Raw genomic sequence first — 17,864 nt, 5'->3', positions numbered from 1 at the left:
ATTTATTGTTTTATGTTTGTTAGATTACTGCTTTATTTCTTTTATAAAAACTTAAATTTCAGGATTCACATATATAATATAAATTTGTATTTAAATATAATCAGCAAATTTATGCCAATACCCAATAGAGTTCAAATCAAATTGAGATGGCACTTTCAGGTACATCGCTGAGCATATCACTGAGGTGAATGAGTTAAGCCAACAAAGAGGTAACTTAAAAAATGAAGGGAATCCCCCCTTCATTTTTTAAGTTAAATGAAAAGCCCGTATCTCAATTTGGCTATCCAGTTAAACAATAAGACAAGTATCAACTATAATTGCGCAAATTTTTCTCTGATTTTCTGCTCTGGTAGATCCATTCCAATAAAAACCAATACACTATGCCGCTGTTCATCATCGCACCATTCGCGATCCCAATCTGCACTATATAGGCGTTGAACTCCCTGAAACAATAATCTACGTGGCTCTCCTTGAATGGCAAGGATACCTTTATAACGCAGTAAACTGTCAGCAAAATTCAGTAACAACTCTTCCATAAGATTTGAAATTTCATTAAATTCAACAGGATGAGTCAGGTTGACAACGACAGACTGGATATTGTTTTGCTGCCCGGGCACGAAGCGAAAAGTCGGTACTGAAACGGTCAATTTATCATTCAACATGAAACCTTCCAGATCGAACAATAAACTTAAGTCAGCTTCCCCATGTACCACTTTATGAATTGGCGCTCTGGCATTAATTCTCTGTAACCGTTCTGCCAGTGCATCATTTTCTGAAGCGACATCCGTTTTCGTTAATAAAATTTTATCGGCATATCCAACCTGTGCCTGAGCAATGGAAAAACGATCCAGTTGTTGTTCAGCATGTACTGCATCCACCAATGTAATAATGCCATCCAGTAAAAAAACGCTGACACAAAATTTCGTGGGAAAAAAATGTCTGAGTAATTGGGCCAGGATCGGCCATCCCTGTACATTCGATAATCAGCCGATCAAAAATGAACTGACCTTTATCAAGGCCGTCCAATAAATCCAGTAAAGCATCTTCCAGCTCATTTGAGCGACTGCAACAAATACAACCATTGCTTAATGTCTTAATCTGAGTCGCCCTATCTCCAATCAATTCATTATCAATAGGGACTTCACCAAACTCATTTTCAATCACAGCAATCTTATAACCATGTTCAGTATTAAGAATATGCTGCAATAATGTTGTCTTACCTGCTCCCAAAAAGCCCGTTAGGATCGTGACAGATATAGGTTTCATTTTCGTTTCCTGCTTCATTATAATAGTTTTTCTCCTATTCATCTGAAAACGTTAAAAAAACTAAGTTTCTGAATTATGTTCAAAGTTTTTCAGAGAAAAAACATTGGATAACCTTAGATGAGTATACTTTAGAAGAATTCGGCAACAACGTCGATAACTTTCACCGACAATATATCGTTCATGATTATTTATTGGCTGATATGCTACATAGTAAAAAACTATTCCATGATATACCTGTCATCTTTCAAATTACAGCTTTGTTGTTTGTGTCTTAAAATTTATAGTATGTAACTTTATTATTCTGATTTGATTTTTATGAAAAAAGCAAAATATTATTGTCTAAGCTAATCATCCTAACCACAATTAATAAAGAAACAATCACATACAATTTAAATAATCAGATTAATCCAGTTACTTTAGCATTTATGAAAATTATATTATGCTCTCGTTCATAGCAGGAGGTAATCTAAGATACATTATACAAATTATTCCCCATTAAAAAAATATCTAAAAAAGTTATTAACTCTCACAGTTTGGTATTAAAAAATGATTCAAGGAAAATACTATTTATCTTAATTAAGAGAGATATCCTATGAAAAAAGATAAAAGAATTGAAATGGGTCAAATTCCTCATAGTATTGATATTCAAGAAGGATTATCAATTGATATAGCAATTATCGGTGCTGGTGTATCTGGCTTATATGCAGGGTATCGCCTGTTAACCGGACAACATTCTGCCAATTCACATTCTCCGTCCACCGCTCATATATTTGATTTAAACGATCTTGTGGGAGGAAGATTACTCTCGGTTAACTTACCCGGTATGGATATTATCAGTGAATTAGGTGGTATGCGCTACCTCTCTTCACAAAAAATTACTGCATCCTTAATTGAAGATGTTTTTAAATTAAATTACGAACTATTTCCAGGGAGTGATTCACCAAATAATTTTTTCTATTTACGAGGGCAACGTTTCAAAGCTGATTTATGGTCTAAAATGCAAAATAAGGATAAGATCTTAAAAACTCGTTACTTCCTGGACGATAATAGTAAAGGTTATAGTGCCTCTCAATTATTTAATAAAGTTATATATGATGTCTTAGTTGCAGATCCCTGGTTCAGGGAAAATTATGGTGATCTTATTGAAAAAACAAATAAATATGACTATAAATTTAAAATAAGCCTGCGCCAGTGGGATGTTATTAAAAAGAATATAACCTATCTCAAAAAAGGAAGCCCGTATCACGAAATGAAAGTCAAAGACATTGGATTTTGGAATTTAATTAAAGATCAAATCGGACAAGAAGGCTATAATTTTTTATCTGATGCCGGAGGATACTATTCAAATACAATGAATTGGAATGCTGCTGAATCCATGTCTTACATGATAGGAGACTTTACACAAGCTGATACAGAATATAGAACCATTAAAAATGGATATGATCAATTAGCTTATGCTTTAGCAAAAGCTTATACAAACCAAAATGGTGCTAAACTTTGGCTAAAGAATACCTTAATCACCTTTAAACATAATAATAAAGGGAGCCGACGTTATTCATTAAAATTTAGGAATGAAAATAATCAAACTTATTGGACAGTAAACGCTGATACTATTATCCTGGCAATGCCAAAACGCTCTCTTAATCTCTTAGATCAAAAAAATTTCTTCTTTAATAAAAATTTATCCAAAGAATTACACAAAAATATTGACTCGGTTATTTCTGAACCGGCACTAAAATTATTAATGGGATTCGAATATCCTTGGTGGACTAAACAGTTTAAAACCAAATCAGGAGCATCAATCACTGATTTACCTATCCGGCAATGTTACTATTTTGGTACGGATCAAAAAAATTCTCATTCATTATTTTTATCCAGCTATAACGATATGAGGACAGTCACATTCTGGAAAGCGCTCATGCGAATAAAAGATAAAAAATTTATCTATGAACCTCGTGAAACCACTATAGTTTCAGAAGAGAAAATTAAAGAGTTTCCCCTGCCCGGTGATCCCGTTCCTAAACATTTAGTCGAAGAAGCAATGCTTCAAGTTAAGGAATTACATGGTATAGATATTCCACCACCTTATATCGCAAGGATCAAAGATTGGTCTCAAGATCCATACGGAGGCGGATATCATGCCTGGCAAGCCGGTGTATCAGTAGAAGAAGTTATGCCTTTTATGAGGCACCCAATAAAAAATGAATCTGTACATATTATAGGAGAAGCATACTCAGGCGATCAGGGTTGGACTGAAGGAGCATTTTGCGTAGCGGAGCGATTACTACAAGAAACTTTTTATCTGAATTGGCCGGAATGGTTAGATAAAAAATATTATTTAGGAAGATAATTACTCTATATACTCAATATATTTTAAAATGGAAAAGATATTCTTATCAATAAAATTAGTCTGTCATCATTCATAATTAATGATGTACTTATTCATAGAAAATCGCATTATGGATGATAGTGTTTGTTTTTAGCGTGCAGTCTGTGTCTGGTTTTATGATTGGTAAGAATAAAAATTTAACAATGATTAAAATTGGAGAATACGGATGAATCGATATGATTTTACGAAATCAGCAGCACTATTAACAGCAGCAATAAACGTTTCTGCTTTAGGCAAAGATGAACAAGAAGCCACAGTAAATAAAAGCGGATACATTAATAATAAAAAATATGACATTTGTGTTGTAGGAGGAGGAATTATTGGGCTATGTACAGCTTATTATGCGGCTAAGGCCAGGAAAAATGTTTTACTCATAGAGAGAAATACGTTAGGTACACAAGATTCAAGCTCTGCCGGACATGTCAGAATGTGGAGAACGGTTTATGATGATCTTGAACATGCCACATTATCCTTTAGTGCAGGACAACTTTATCATGAGTTAGAAAAAGAACTAAATTCTAAATTCATGTATATGAACGGATTACTCAATTTCGGTGTGGCAACAGGTGATACACCACAGGGTACGCTGTTCGGGCCAATAAAGGTCTTAAAGAAACTCAATAAAGAGTATGAAATTTTAACAAAAAAAGAATTAGAAACAAAATACCCATTCAAAGATCTACCGGAAGATTACATGGGGTTGTATAGCCCGGATAATGCTACTATAGATGTCAAACATATTATAAGGAAACTGGGGCAATATTTAAAAGAATCAGATAATGTTACCGTTCTTGAATATACTGAAGTGAATAAGATCTCCAGCCGTCATGATGGTGTTACTATTATAACAGCTAATGGTAACTATAAAGCCGATAAAATAGTCATTACCTCTAATGCTTTTACTAATAAAATATTACCTCAATCACTGGGAATAAAAATAAATTATATCATTTGGGACATGTGTTTCTCATACTATAAATTAACAGGAGAAATTCCGGAAAGAAACTATCCAATGTTTTTCCAATTTGAGAATCCTAAAAATGGTTACAGTAATCTTTTCTATGGTTTTCCCAGTTATGAATTTGCACGAAAAGGTTTTATCCGTCTTGCCGTAGATTGGGCTTCACATAAATTTTATGATGTGGATGACAGAATTTTTGCACCGAAGGAATTAGATATTGATATAACCAGAGATTTTGTCATTAATTATATGAGAGGAGTTGATACCACACCTATTGATATGGCAAGAGCATTACACGCCGATCTACCGGATAATACAGCAGTATTAGATTTTATACCTAAGGAATATGATCAATACCAAAATATTGTCTTATCATTAGGTGGTTGGACATTTAAATTTGCACCATTATTTGGCAAAGCATGTGCTGATCTTGCATTGAGTGGAAAAGCCGGGTTCGACAACCATACATTCAGAATAAACAGAAAAAACATTATCCAACCGATTTAAGAGCCAGATTCATTTAACTTAAAATCGTAGGTCACAGTATTCTAAGAACAGGATTAAGCCAGCAAAATAATTTCGCTGGCTTTTTTCATTGTGTCAAATCGAACTCCTATTTAACAGGCTAGCAACAGCGCATACCACCCTTACCATCACCGCCATAACGTGCATTCTGGCGTTCACGGAAAAATTCTTCATAAGTCATATAAGGCTGATCAGGATGATTATCCTTCATATGCTGTACATAAATGTCATAGTCAGGAACTCCCACCAGCATACGGGCAGCTTGCCCTAAATATTTTCCGGCTCGCCCAAGATTACCAAACATAATGTTCTCCAATCGCTGTTCCCAAAAGCTATTTCTTTCAAAAGTTATTCCTTAGCCTTATACCTTAAAAAAACCCCACATAATACAAAGATGATTATGTGGGGATAGCTATTACCAATGCAGCTTTATGTCTCTGCTATCGGTTTGAGTATTACATCAGTGCGTAGAAGAAACTTTTACCCCGCCTTCTGGAACAGGGACATAAGGTGTTTCTTTATCTGTACGTTCTGGATTTTTGTTCGCTTTTATCGCGGTCTTAATACCATAAATAATGATGCTATAGACCACGACAAGGAACAAAATACTTAATCCCGCGTTGGTATAGTTGTTCACAACAATGTGATTCATATTACTGATCTGCTGCGCGGTCAATTCTGCTCCGCCTTCTGCAATACGCTGTTTATACTCTTTTGCCAGGAAGAAGAAACCTTCCAGTTTGGGGTTGTCGCTGAATAATTTCAGTCCCAGCGCCCAGGTAGTACAAATCAGCAACCAGATTGCAGGCACAACAGTTACCCAAATGTACTTGGTACGTTTCATTTTAATCAGCACAACAGTACCCAGTACCAGTGCAACAGCTGCCAGCATCTGGTTCGAGATCCCAAATAGTGGCCACAGACTCTTGACACCACCCAATGGATCAACAACGCCCTGATACAACAGATAGCCCCACATACCCACACAACCCGCTGTACCAATCATACCCGCAATCAGAGAATCCGTTTTTTTCAGGAACGGCACAAAATTCCCTAATAAATCCTGCAACATAAAGCGGCCAGAACGTGTACCTGCATCCAAAGCTGTCAGAATGAATAGCGCTTCAAACAGAATACCAAAGTGATACCAGAAACCCATATCTGCAATCGGGACGATCTGATGGAATACATGGGCAATACCCACCGCCAGAGTTGGCGCTCCTCCTGCACGATTCAGAACAGAAGGTTCACCAATGTCTTTTGCTGTTTGCAGAATCTGATCTGGTGAAATAACAAAACCCCAGGAACTGACTGCTGCTGCAGCTTGTGTGGTCACATCTTTCAACGCAACCATAATCATTGGTGCTTCCGCAGTTCCCAGATTGTGCAAATCAGGCATAGTGATGCCCAACGCGGCAGGAGGCGTGTTCATAGCAAAATAAAGCCCTGGTTCGATAATAGATGCTGCAACCAGTGCCATAATAGCAACAAACGATTCCATCAACATCGCGCCATAGCCAATGAAACGCGCATCTTTTTCGCTTGCCAGCAATTTAGGTGTTGTACCAGAAGAGATCAGAGCATGGAAACCAGAGACTGCACCACAAGCAATGGTGATAAACAAGAATGGGAATAATGTACCTTTCCAGACAGGCCCTGTACCATCAACAAATTGTGTAACGGCCGGCATTTTCAGATCAGGATTGAGGATCACAATACCAATCGCCAGGCCAACAATCACACCAATTTTCAAGAAAGTCGCCAAATAATCTCGTGGAGCCAGGATCAGCCAAACGGGCAATAATGCAGAAACAAACGCATACCCAATCAGCGCATAAGTAATGGTAGTATCTTTAAAAGTTAAAGCAGGCCCCCAGTAAGGATCAGCCGCTACAACACCACCGAACCAGATTGCAGCGATCAGCATCAAGATCCCAATAACCGAAACTTCTCCCACGCGACCCGGACGGATATACCGCATGTAGATCCCCATGAAAAGTGCAATCGGTACTGTGGAACAAACGGTAAATACTCCCCATGGACTTTCTGCCAATGCTTTCACCACAATGAGTGCCAGTACTGCCAGAATAATAATCATAATCAAGAAGCAACCAAATAGAGCGATTGAGCCCGGAACCCGCCCCATCTCTTCTTTAACAATCTCTCCTAATGATGCTCCGTTACGACGAGAAGAGATAAACAACACCATAAAATCCTGTACTGCACCAGCAAGCACAACTCCGGCCAGCAGCCACAATGTCCCCGGCAGATAACCGACTTGTGCCGCCAGCACAGGCCCGACTAATGGCCCTGCCCCTGCAATAGCTGCAAAGTGGTGACCAAACAGAACATTTTTATTGGTAGGAACATAATTCAGGCCATCATTATTAACCACAGCGGGTGTTGCCCGCGTTGCATCCAGCTTCATCACCTTTGTGGCGATGTAAAGGCTGTAATACCGATAGGCAACCAGATAAACTGCTACGGAAGCAACAATTATCCATAAAGCACTAACATGTTCTCCCCGACGCAGTGCAACAACTCCGAGGCAACATGCCCCAATTATCCCTAATATTACCCAGGGAATATGTTTTAAAAATTTATTATTGTTCATAAAACACCCTTTTTAAGGTAAGACGAACAGCAAGTTACTCTTTTTACTTCCACTTCAAGAAACCAGTCATCTGATCACAGAGGGAAGAAACACTACTCGCCACACTGCACTATGATATGAAACTTCCTGCTGCGATATTAGAAGGATCTGAGTCAACGGCGGAATAACACATTAAGCGGTCAGAATCCTTCTGTCAGTGGTTTCAGAGCAATTAAAACCTGCCTAATTTTGTGAATAAGCTCACTGTTCATAAACCTTAATCAATGGCATCGTCTTTCAAGCAATTAAAATTCCCATACTCACCGGAGAATGAAATGACATATATACGTTTATTGATAGCAGCAAGAAATAAAACAAAAAGTATTTTTATTCTTATAAAGTAAAGGCATAAAATTCACATAATTATAAAAAAATTGATATTTATTGGTTAATTATGTTGAGATCCATAGGGTATAAATAAGTTTTCATAATAGTGATACACCCATTTTTCTCATTCCCGGTTGTTGCCCTGATGAAAATGCGTTAATAAACGCTTCAACGCATTTCAAGAGTTGCCACATATACTGACAACAATGATTCCGTGTGACGGTTTCATGCAATGATTGCCATAGGCGTTCAATCTTATTTATCCATGGCGAATAGACCGGTAAAAACAACAAATTAAATTTAGGATTTTGTTTTAGCCATGCCCTGACTTTCCGGCTTTTATGAATGCCATAGTTATCTAAAATCAACGTGATGTTTTTTGCATGGCGATATTGGCCATTCAGTTCCTTTAACATGTTGATAAATAAATCAGAATTTTTCTTTATACCGCTGACATAAGTCACTTGGCCTGTTTGGGCGTCAAGGCAGCCCGCGAGGTAGTGTTTTTGATTTTTTCCCGGCGTCATGACCCGTTTTTGTTGCCCTTTCAGACACCAGTCCGCCCCGATTTTTGGGTTAAGGTCAATATCGACTTCATCTTCGTAAAAAACAGGATGTGGTTCTGACACGTTGGATAAAGCTTCAGTGATTTTTGCCATTTTTTCGTCATACTCAGGATCAGGCTTTTTTACGGTAGGTGCTGCCCTTCGCCAGACAATACCGACCTGACAGAAATAACGATAGAACGTACTTTGCGAAAGCGACAAACAGAATAATTCATTGATTATTCGAGTAATCAGCTCAATGCTCCAACGTGAACGCAGACAGCCAAAATCCTGTGGGGAGTGCTGTAATAAGAACGACAGCAAACTAAAAAGTGGTGCTAAATTCCAGATAGCAGGTCTTCCTGACGGTAAACTTTTTAATCCTTCCAGCCCATATAATGTAAACCAATTTATCCAACGATTAACCGAAGAACGTGAACAATGAAGGGTTCTGGAGATGGCAGAAACGGTCTTGCCTTCATGTAACATTAAGAGTGCCATGAGTCGGCGTGCATAATCTTTATCCCGGGTTTTATGAATAAATTTTTTCATCTGACGTCGTTCACTTCGGGGTATGGGTGCTATGATTGGCATTACTCAGTCCATTTTGGGATTTTTTTGATTTGGCGATTAATCAGATCGCAAAAACCGGGCTGAGTTCCCTTCAAGTGATCTACTATTTTGAAAGCTTATTTATACCACGCTCAAAAACTTCACGCTCTTCATCCCGTAGAGTCAAGACTTTGAAACCATCATGAGTAACCAAAACAGTATGTTCAAACTGCGCTGATAATCGACGATCTTTTGTTGTTACTGTCCAGCCATCCTTATGCAATTTGATCTCTTTTTTCCCCTGATTAATCATCGGTTCAATTGTGAAAGTCATACCTTCTTTCAATACAACTCCTTCACCAACTCTGCCATAATGCAGAACCTGGGGTTCTTCATGCATATTGCTACCTATCCCATGACCGCAATATTCGCGTACAACGCTATAATTATTCGCCTCAGCGTGCTGTTGTATTGTCTGCCCGATATCTCCCAGTGTAATCCCCGGCTTTACAATCTTGATTGCTTTATACAGACACTCCTGCGTCACATCCACCAAGCGCCTGGCATGAGAAGCGACTTCACCGACACAAAATGTGACACTACTATCTCCATAGTACCCATCTTTTTTAACCGTCACATCCACATTGACAATATCACCATTTTTCAGTTTCTTATCTGATGGCCAACCATGACAGACAACATGATTCACCGATGTATTGGCCGTATGGGGAAAGCCATATTGCCCCAAGCTACCGGGAATTGCTCCAAGAGTATTGACAATATAATCATGACAAAATTTATCTATTTCCAAAGTCGTTATTCCCGGAATGATAATCGGCCGAACAGCTTCAAGTACCTGTCCGGTCAAACGCCCAGCGATCTCCATTCGTTTTATTTCTTCTACATTTTTTATCAATATATTATTGCTATTTGTCATTTATTTTCTCTTATTTTTCAGCATGTAGGATCTGCCCTTAATAATGCCCTTACATCAATGAATAACTCAAGCTATTTATTAAAATTTGTTCGCATCCTCATTTATATACACATTCATAATGTAATGTAGTTTTCCAATATTCAATATACTTCCCAGTATCAGTTATCCACGTAATTAAGACATTACAAATCCATATATGCAAAATGTCTATATCAGCAATGATAAAGAGATGATAATATCACCTATATTTTCATGAGAAATAACATCAGATGGAGAAATTGTTATCAAATTCTTCATAACATTCTGAGGCGTCATATAAATAAGCTTTCATAATAACGATACACTCATTTTTCTCACTCCCGGTTGTTACCCTAATGAAAATGCAGTCATAAATTCTTCAACGCACGCTAAGAGTTGCCACATATACTGACAGCAATGATTCCGTGTGACGGTTTCATGCAAAGACTGCCACAGGCGTTCAATCTTATTTAGCCATGGCGAATAAACCGGTAAAAGTTTGTATAACTATTCTTATATCTTAACTTTCGCTCAGATCTTTTCCTGATCTACAGGCGCAGAACCACGGAATGCCCGGCGCCATTCGCTTGGGCTGACGCTGAATCTCGCTTTAAAACTCTGGCGGAAAGAAATTGGTGACTGAAACCCGGCCATATTTGACACGCTTTCAATACTGCTGTCCGTGGTTTCCAGTAGTTCCTGGCTTCTTTGAAGGCGCTCCGCATTCAGCCATTCTCCCAGCGTCGTTCCGGTTGCCTTGAAAAAATGACGCGTCAGCGTTCGCCTGCTCATACTGACGAATCCGGCCAGTGAGTTGAGATCGTGCGGCTTATCCAGGTTTCGACGCAGATATTCAATCAGCTCGTTCATTTTGCTGTCCCGCGTAGATACCGGAACCGGGCGTTCAATGAACTGGGCCTGTCCGCCTTCCCGGTAAGGTGGAACAACCATTCTTCTTGCAACCCGGTTGGCAATTGCAGAGCCGTAATGGTCACGAATGATGTTCAGACAGCAGTCAATACCGGCCGCCGTACCGGCAGAGGTAATAAGACGTTCATCGCTGGTATACAGCGAGTTGCTGTTCAGATGAACGGCTGGAAATCGTTCGGTGAAGTCCTTTTCATACTCCCAGTGTGTTGCAGCACGGTGCTGATTAAGCAAGCCTGAGTAGGCAAGTACGTAAGTACCTAAACAAAGGCCCACCACCTCTGCGCCACGCTGCCATGCGCTTATCAGTTTATCCAGCAGTGCCTGAGAGGGTTTTTCATCAGGATTATTCCAGTAGGGCACAATAACAATATCTGCAACGTCAAGCTGCTCAAGTCCGTGCTCCACGTTGATGGACAGCCCAATATCAGAGAGCACTACGCCGGGATTTTCCGCACAGATTTCCACACGGAATAAGTCCGGCTGCGGCATTGACTGCCCGAAAAGAATACAGGGCACTGAAAAGTGAAACGGGCTGAATCCGGCTGTGGCGATCACGGCGACCGTCAGTGCAGACATAACGTTAACCTTACCGTAAATGATAACCACCGGATCACCGGCGGCTAATGCGCTGATTTCGATTGACCAAAGGATAACAGGTGACCTGCCGGAATGGCATTCTATTCCTCAGTCAGGCGGAGTGGCTTATCAGAAAGCCATTATCTCACCGTCTGCAGGGATAAGGACCTTATCTTCAATGCCGTGTTCAAGGGTGAACTCCCGTAACTCCGCGCGGGTAAGAAGGCAATGGTTAATCGATTCCATGTGAGAAGCCACGATGGTCGCAGTCGGCAACATCCTAAGCGTGCGCAGCGTGTCCTCTTTACCCATGATAATCGGACCGTAAAGGTCGTTGACAGCATAGCCGGTGTTTAGCACCACAATCTCCGGCTTGAAGCGCTGCAGGCTTCTTGCATAAGACTTAACCCAGACGGTATCACCCGCGATATAAAGCGTTTTTTCATCATGATGTGTGAAGACCAGCCCACATGCATCCCCCAGTAGATCACCCCATTCGGCATCTGCGTACAATTCGTTACTGCCGTGCTGACCGTCAGTTTTATAAATAGTCAGGCCATCAACGAAATGATTTTCATCTTTCAGAACGCGGATGTTGAGAAAGCCCTGAGAACGGATCAGCGCCGCGTCGCTCTCATCCTGCGTGTAGATAAGCATATCTTTGGGAACAGCCTGCTGAGCCGCTTCATCCCAGTGATCGGTATGGGTGTGTGTCAGAATAACGGCATCAACAGCCAGTAAATCTTCTACCGCCACAGACAGGGCAACCATGGGATTACGCAGGTGCGGGCGTGCATTTCCGGCAAAGCCATCCCAGGCTTCCTTTTCTGCCAGCATCGGATCGATAAGAAATTTTTTACCGGCATATTCCAGCACGAGAGTGGCATTGCGGATTTGCGTTAATTTCATTGATTGCTCCAGTAATTCATCAGATTTTGAGGCTCATCCACCATGTTTGCTGTTGTCCGACAGGGTGGCTGCGAGTGGGCTTACTATAAGATGACGAAGGGATAAGCCGTGACATGCTCTCAGGCCATTAGTCGATGAAATCAGGTCAATCGCAATGGCTTAGGTTTTTACTGGCATTACGCCCAGCCAAACGGCTTGTTCAAAGGTAATAGAAGAAAGGGATCATAAAGGGAACGTCCAGTGTCGTTATCCCTCCCATCAGGAGAATGTAATGAGGTTGGTAAGCCGCCACTTTTATTTCCTCTTAAATCTGCCAGGCTCTAAATGAGAGTAGTTCAATATATCACAACGTTATATAAGGAAGAGCTATGAATGCATCAGAATATCGGGGTGGATGTTTATGTGGCAATATCAGATTTATTGCTACGGGGATTCCAGATAATCTTCATACCTGTTCATGTACTATGTGTCAAAAACAGCAGGAGGATAGCGGAATACATAGCAAAATGATTTAAATCGAGCGGCTTCGCAATCCTGTTTAATAGTCAGAAAATCTGATACATTGCCGATGACAATCCTGATACCCTGCCCTACAACTCTTGCTCTTTATGTAAGCAATCGAATCCACAGATGAATCACACAGATTATCAGTGATAAGATAGTGTTTTCGCCCAGCATGAGGTTCATTAACGTTCTATCCTTAGCTGATTATATTTAGGTTTTGTCATTTCGATGGGTTGACTGAGTGTCGATAGCCCAACCGAGTCAACAGGAATAAAAAATTGAATCAAATCAATATGAAAGAATCTCCAGCAAAGGATATAGATAGTCATACTCCTATGATGCAGCAGTATCTGCGACTGAAAGCGCAACACCCGGACATTCTGCTGCTTTACCGCATGGGTGACTTTTATGAGTTGTTCTATGACGATGCCAAAAAGGCGGCAAAGTTACTGGATATTTCACTGACTAAACGTGGGCAATCCGCAGGCCAGCCAATTCCAATGGCAGGGGTTCCTTATCATGCAATCGAAAACTATCTGGCAAAACTGGTTCAACTCGGTGAATCTGCGGCAATATGTGAGCAGGTTGGTGATCCTGCCAGCAGTAAAGGCCCTGTTGAACGTAAAGTTGTACGTATCGTCACTCCGGGTACTGTCACTGATGAAGCATTGCTGCAAGAACGTCAGGATAATCTTCTGGCGGCTATCTGGCATGACAGTCAGGGATTCGGTTATGCTACTTTGGATATCACTTCTGGCCGCTTCCGTGTTTCTGAAATAGCTGATGAGGATACCATCGCGGCAGAGCTTCAACGTACCCGCCCGGCAGAATTACTCTACCCTGAAACGTTCAGTCATATGGCGCTGATTGAACGCTGTCACGGTCTGCGTCGCCGCCCAATGTGGGAATTTGAACTGGATACGGCAAGACAACAATTGAATTTGCAATTTGGTACTCGTGATCTGATAGGTTTTGGTGTGGAAAAAGCCACACTGGCGCTACGGGCTGCGGGTTGTCTGCTGCAATATGTCAAAGATACTCAGCGTACTGCTCTGCCTCATATCCGTAATATCACGATGGAGTGTCAGCAAGAAACAGTGATTATGGATGCTGCAACCCGCCGTAATCTCGAATTGACACAAAATCTGTCGGGAAGTACTGAAAATACGCTGGCTTCTGTGCTCGACCAGTGTGTAACGCCAATGGGCAGCCGCATGCTGAAACGTTGGCTACATACTCCGATCCGTAACAAAAACATACTGGAAAATCGCCAGCAGGCGATTTCTGCACTCCAGGAAATCGGCTTTGAGCTACAACCGTTTTTACGTCAGGTTGGTGACTTAGAACGTGTACTTGCCCGCCTTGCTCTTCGTTCCGCTCGTCCCCGTGATCTGGCAAGAATGCGTCATGCGTTCCAGCAATTACCTGATATTCACCAGATTATGGCCTCTGAGGATTCGCCTTATATCCAAATATTGCAACAGCGTATCGGTCATTTTGATGAGTTACAGACACTGTTGGAAAAGGCAATTGTCGAAACACCTCCGGTTCTGGTCCGTGATGGTGGAGTGATTGCAACCGGCTATAATGCTGAGTTAGACGAATGGCGGGCATTGGCAGATGGGGCCAGTGATTATCTTGACAGACTGGAAATCCGCGAACGCGAAAAGCTTGGCATTGATACCCTGAAAGTCGGCTTCAATGCCGTACATGGTTACTATATTCAGGTCAGCCGTGGACAAAGCCATCTCGTACCAATTCATTATGTACGCCGCCAAACCCTGAAAAACGCAGAACGTTACATTATTCCTGAACTAAAAGAATATGAAGATAAGGTTCTGACTTCCAAAGGTAAAGCGCTCGCTATCGAAAAAGCGCTGTATGAAGAACTGTTCGATTTATTGCTTCCTCATCTGGCCGCGTTGCAAACCAGTGCGGAAGCTCTTTCAGAATTAGATGTTCTGGCAAACCTGGCTGAACGCGCTGAAACATTGAACTATACCTGCCCGACCCTGACTGATAAAGCCGGGATACAAATCACGGGCGGTCGTCATCCGGTTGTTGAGCAGGTGCTCAGTGAGCCTTTTATTTCAAACCCATTAACGCTTTCATCGCAACGTCGTCTGTTAATCATCACAGGACCGAATATGGGGGGTAAAAGTACTTATATGCGTCAGGCAGCCTTAATTACGTTATTGGCGTATATCGGCAGTTTTGTTCCTGCTGAAAAAGCCGTGATTGGGCCTGTAGACCGTATTTTCACCCGGGTAGGGGCTTCTGATGATCTGGCTTCAGGGCGTTCAACCTTCATGGTAGAAATGACAGAAACCGCCAATATTCTGCATAACGCAACAGAGCATAGTCTGGTTCTGATGGATGAGATCGGGCGTGGTACATCAACTTACGATGGTCTATCCCTCGCCTGGGCCTGCGCTGAAAATCTGGCTAACCGCATCAAAGCAATGACGCTGTTTGCTACTCACTATTTTGAATTAACAACATTACCTGAAAAGCTCGAAGGTGTGGTTAATATCCATCTGGATGCTGTTGAACATGGCGATACCATCGCTTTTATGCACAATGTTCAAGAGGGCGCTGCCAGCAAAAGTTACGGGTTGGCTGTTGCTTCACTGGCAGGAGTCCCCCGCGATGTCATCAAGCGAGCACGCCAAAAATTAAAAGAACTGGAGTCACTTTCCAACAACGCAACAGCAGGTTATGTCGATACACCGCAATTGACGCTACTGACAGAAGAAACTTCTCCAGCAGTTGAGGCATTGGAAAATCTGAATCCTGATTCCCTGACACCACGTCAGGCACTGGATTGGATTTATCGTTTAAAAGACATGGTGTAAAAATGACGGTTTCACAAATGAAACGTGATATCAGCCTGTTAGAACCAATTTATCAATTTTTACAGTGTGAGACACCGGATCAATGGGTAGAAAAAGCACGACAACCGGAAAATCTTCCGGTTTTACTGCGTGATCACCTTCTGTGTGAATTAAAAGCAGCTCAAAGCGCCATGTTTCTGATCCGCAAATATGCTGTAGATCCTGCAAGTGCTGACGCTTTGCTGGCATGGTTTAAACCCTATGAGGATTTCGCCTATAAAAAAATTGGCGATATTCATTCATTGAAAGGCAAAAGTCAGGCCACCAAGCAAATTACAGCACGGGAAAAATCCCCCTATGACCAAGAGCTGATTGATAAAATGGTGTTGTTGATTAAAGAAGAGTTACACCACTTTTATCAGGTGCTGGAAATCATGAATGCCAGAGGGATCAACTATGACAGCATCAGCGCCAGTCGTTATGCCAAGTCATTATTTCAGCATATCACGAACCATGAGCCTTACACTTTGGTAGATAAGTTGATTATTGGGGCATATATTGAAGCACGCTCTTGCGAGCGTTTCGCGAAACTGGCTCCTCATCTGGATGAAGAGTTGGGTAAATTTTATATTTCCCTGCTGCGTTCAGAAGCGCGCCATTATCAGGATTATTTAACGCTGGCTCAATCTATCTCTAAAGAAGATATTACCGAAAGAGTGAAATATTTTGGTCAAATTGAAGCTGAACTTATTCAGTCACCAGATCCTGATTTCAAATTCCATAGCGGTATTCCGATAAATTAAAAAATAAAAAGGTGGGTCAATAAACCCACCTTTTTATTAAATTATCTCTCTATCTTTCAATTTACAGTTTTTTCAGCCATATCTTAAATTCTATTAGGCATAAAAATTAAGTACGAAATAATGATTCAATGTTCAAACCCTGGGTGTGCAGAATGTCTCTGAGACGACGCAACCCTTCCACCTGGATCTGACGGACTCTTTCCCTGGTTAACCCAATTTCTCGCCCGACATCTTCCAATGTTTCCGCTTCGTACCCAAGTAAACCAAAACGGCGAGCCAGAACTTCACGTTGTTTTGCATTCAACTCAAACAACCATTTGACAATACTTTGTTTCATATCATCATCCTGAATAGTTGTTTCTGGCCCTGAATCATTCTCATCAGATAAAATATCCAATAACGCTTTATCTGAATCCCCACTAATTGGTGTATCAACGGAAGTAATACGTTCATTAAGCCGCATCATACGACTTACATCATCAACTGGCTTATCCAGTTTTTCCGCTATTTCTTCAATACTTGGCTCATGATCCAATTTATGAGCCAACTCTCTGGCAGTACGTAAATAAACATTTAGCTCTTTAACGATATGAATAGGCAAACGAATCGTACGAGTTTGATTCATAATAGCCCGTTCAATTGTCTGGCGGATCCACCAAGTTGCATAAGTGGAAAAACGAAAACCTCTTTCAGGATCGAATTTTTCTACTGCTCGGATAAGACCAAGATTACCTTCTTCAATCAAATCCAAAAGTGCCAACCCTCGGTTGCTATATCTGCGGGAGATCTTAACTACCAACCGCAAATTACTTTCAATCATACGCTGGCGTGCAGCAATATCTCCCCGCAATGCGCGTCTGGCGAAAAGAACTTCTTCCTCTGCTGTCAATAAAGGAGAAAACCCAATCTCTCCGAGATAAAGCTGTGTTGCATCAAGAACGCGCTGGTTTACTCCTTGCAACAAATCCAAATCTTCATCAAGACTAGTTAAATCATCCTCGTCTTTCAGCAACGCTTCATCAAAGTCATCGGCTTCCATGCCACTTTCGTCTAAATCCGCCTCTTCATACAACTCATTAACTTTAAGCGTACCTTGGCTCATCAGCTGCTCCTACCCATGATAATGCGGACAGGA

General features: G+C 41.1%; 12 protein-coding genes and 2 pseudogenes. 5 read left to right on the top strand and 9 right to left on the bottom strand.

From position 1 onward, the window contains the following. Positions 1 to 311: 311 nt before the first annotated feature. Positions 312 to 1,266 (bottom strand): annotated as a pseudogene (yjiA, locus tag BDD26_RS20485) (GTPase). A 592-nt stretch (positions 1,267 to 1,858) separates the two neighbouring features. On the opposite strand from yjiA, the gene BDD26_RS08810 reads away from it, so the two are divergent. Beyond that, positions 1,859 to 3,616 carry a flavin monoamine oxidase family protein gene (locus tag BDD26_RS08810; RefSeq protein WP_211305458.1) on the top strand — a complete coding sequence of 586 codons (1,758 nt, stop codon included), beginning with the start codon at positions 1,859 to 1,861 and terminating at the stop codon, positions 3,614 to 3,616. A gap of 205 nt (positions 3,617 to 3,821) precedes the next feature. Continuing rightward, a complete protein-coding gene (locus BDD26_RS08805) occupies positions 3,822 to 5,123 on the top strand; it encodes an FAD-dependent oxidoreductase (protein ID WP_115826308.1) in 1,302 nt (433 codons plus the stop codon). Between the two features lie 118 nt (positions 5,124 to 5,241). On the opposite strand, the gene BDD26_RS08800 is transcribed toward BDD26_RS08805, so the two are convergent. The 7 genes and pseudogenes from BDD26_RS08800 to BDD26_RS08770 all read right to left on the bottom strand — a co-directional run bounded on the left by BDD26_RS08800 (position 5,242) and on the right by BDD26_RS08770 (position 12,588). Continuing rightward, positions 5,242 to 5,445 (bottom strand): YbdD/YjiX family protein, encoded by a 204-nt coding sequence (locus BDD26_RS08800; protein ID WP_038269137.1) that lies wholly within the window; start codon positions 5,443 to 5,445, stop codon positions 5,242 to 5,244. Positions 5,446 to 5,601: 156 nt separating this feature from the next. Next, on the bottom strand, positions 5,602 to 7,755 hold the full coding sequence (locus BDD26_RS08795) for a carbon starvation CstA family protein (protein WP_115826306.1): 2,154 nt from the start codon (positions 7,753 to 7,755) through the stop codon (positions 5,602 to 5,604). 464 nt (positions 7,756 to 8,219) lie between these two features. After that, a complete protein-coding gene (locus tag BDD26_RS08790; RefSeq protein ID WP_115825370.1) occupies positions 8,220 to 9,260 on the bottom strand; it encodes an IS630 family transposase in 1,041 nt (346 codons plus the stop codon). Positions 9,261 to 9,342: 82 nt separating this feature from the next. Next, positions 9,343 to 10,155: a type I methionyl aminopeptidase gene (gene map / locus BDD26_RS08785; protein WP_115826304.1), complete on the bottom strand. Its 813-nt coding sequence runs from the start codon at positions 10,153 to 10,155 to the stop codon at positions 9,343 to 9,345. 366 nt (positions 10,156 to 10,521) lie between these two features. Continuing rightward, positions 10,522 to 10,665 (bottom strand): annotated as a pseudogene (locus BDD26_RS08780) (IS630 family transposase); the annotation flags it as partial. 39 nt (positions 10,666 to 10,704) lie between these two features. Then, positions 10,705 to 11,679 carry a GlxA family transcriptional regulator gene (locus BDD26_RS08775; protein WP_038269131.1) on the bottom strand — a complete coding sequence of 325 codons (975 nt, stop codon included), beginning with the start codon at positions 11,677 to 11,679 and terminating at the stop codon, positions 10,705 to 10,707. Between the two features lie 129 nt (positions 11,680 to 11,808). Next, the gene (locus tag BDD26_RS08770; protein WP_115826302.1) at positions 11,809 to 12,588 is read right to left on the bottom strand and encodes an MBL fold metallo-hydrolase; all 780 of its coding nucleotides are present in this window, start codon (positions 12,586 to 12,588) and stop codon (positions 11,809 to 11,811) included. Between the two features lie 368 nt (positions 12,589 to 12,956). On the opposite strand from BDD26_RS08770, the gene BDD26_RS20920 reads away from it, so the two are divergent. The 3 genes from BDD26_RS20920 to miaE all read left to right on the top strand — a co-directional run bounded on the left by BDD26_RS20920 (position 12,957) and on the right by miaE (position 16,729). After that, entirely contained in the window at positions 12,957 to 13,103 is a 147-nt protein-coding gene (locus tag BDD26_RS20920; RefSeq protein ID WP_438364134.1) for a GFA family protein, read from the top strand. Positions 13,104 to 13,385: 282 nt separating this feature from the next. After that, positions 13,386 to 15,947: a DNA mismatch repair protein MutS gene (gene mutS / locus BDD26_RS08760; protein WP_115827522.1), complete on the top strand. Its 2,562-nt coding sequence runs from the start codon at positions 13,386 to 13,388 to the stop codon at positions 15,945 to 15,947. Positions 15,948 to 15,949: 2 nt separating this feature from the next. After that, positions 15,950 to 16,729 (top strand): tRNA isopentenyl-2-thiomethyl-A-37 hydroxylase MiaE, encoded by a 780-nt coding sequence (gene miaE, locus BDD26_RS08755; RefSeq protein WP_211305457.1) that lies wholly within the window; start codon positions 15,950 to 15,952, stop codon positions 16,727 to 16,729. A gap of 106 nt (positions 16,730 to 16,835) precedes the next feature. On the opposite strand, the gene rpoS is transcribed toward miaE, so the two are convergent. Next, positions 16,836 to 17,831, bottom strand: coding sequence for an RNA polymerase sigma factor RpoS (gene rpoS / locus BDD26_RS08750; protein ID WP_038269125.1), 996 nt, complete (start codon positions 17,829 to 17,831; stop codon positions 16,836 to 16,838). Positions 17,832 to 17,864 lie beyond the last annotated feature (33 nt).

The organism is Xenorhabdus cabanillasii, assembly GCF_003386665.1.
Taxonomy (GTDB): Bacteria; Pseudomonadota; Gammaproteobacteria; order Enterobacterales; family Enterobacteriaceae; genus Xenorhabdus; species Xenorhabdus cabanillasii.
This window is presented reverse-complemented; position numbering and strand designations above follow the sequence as displayed.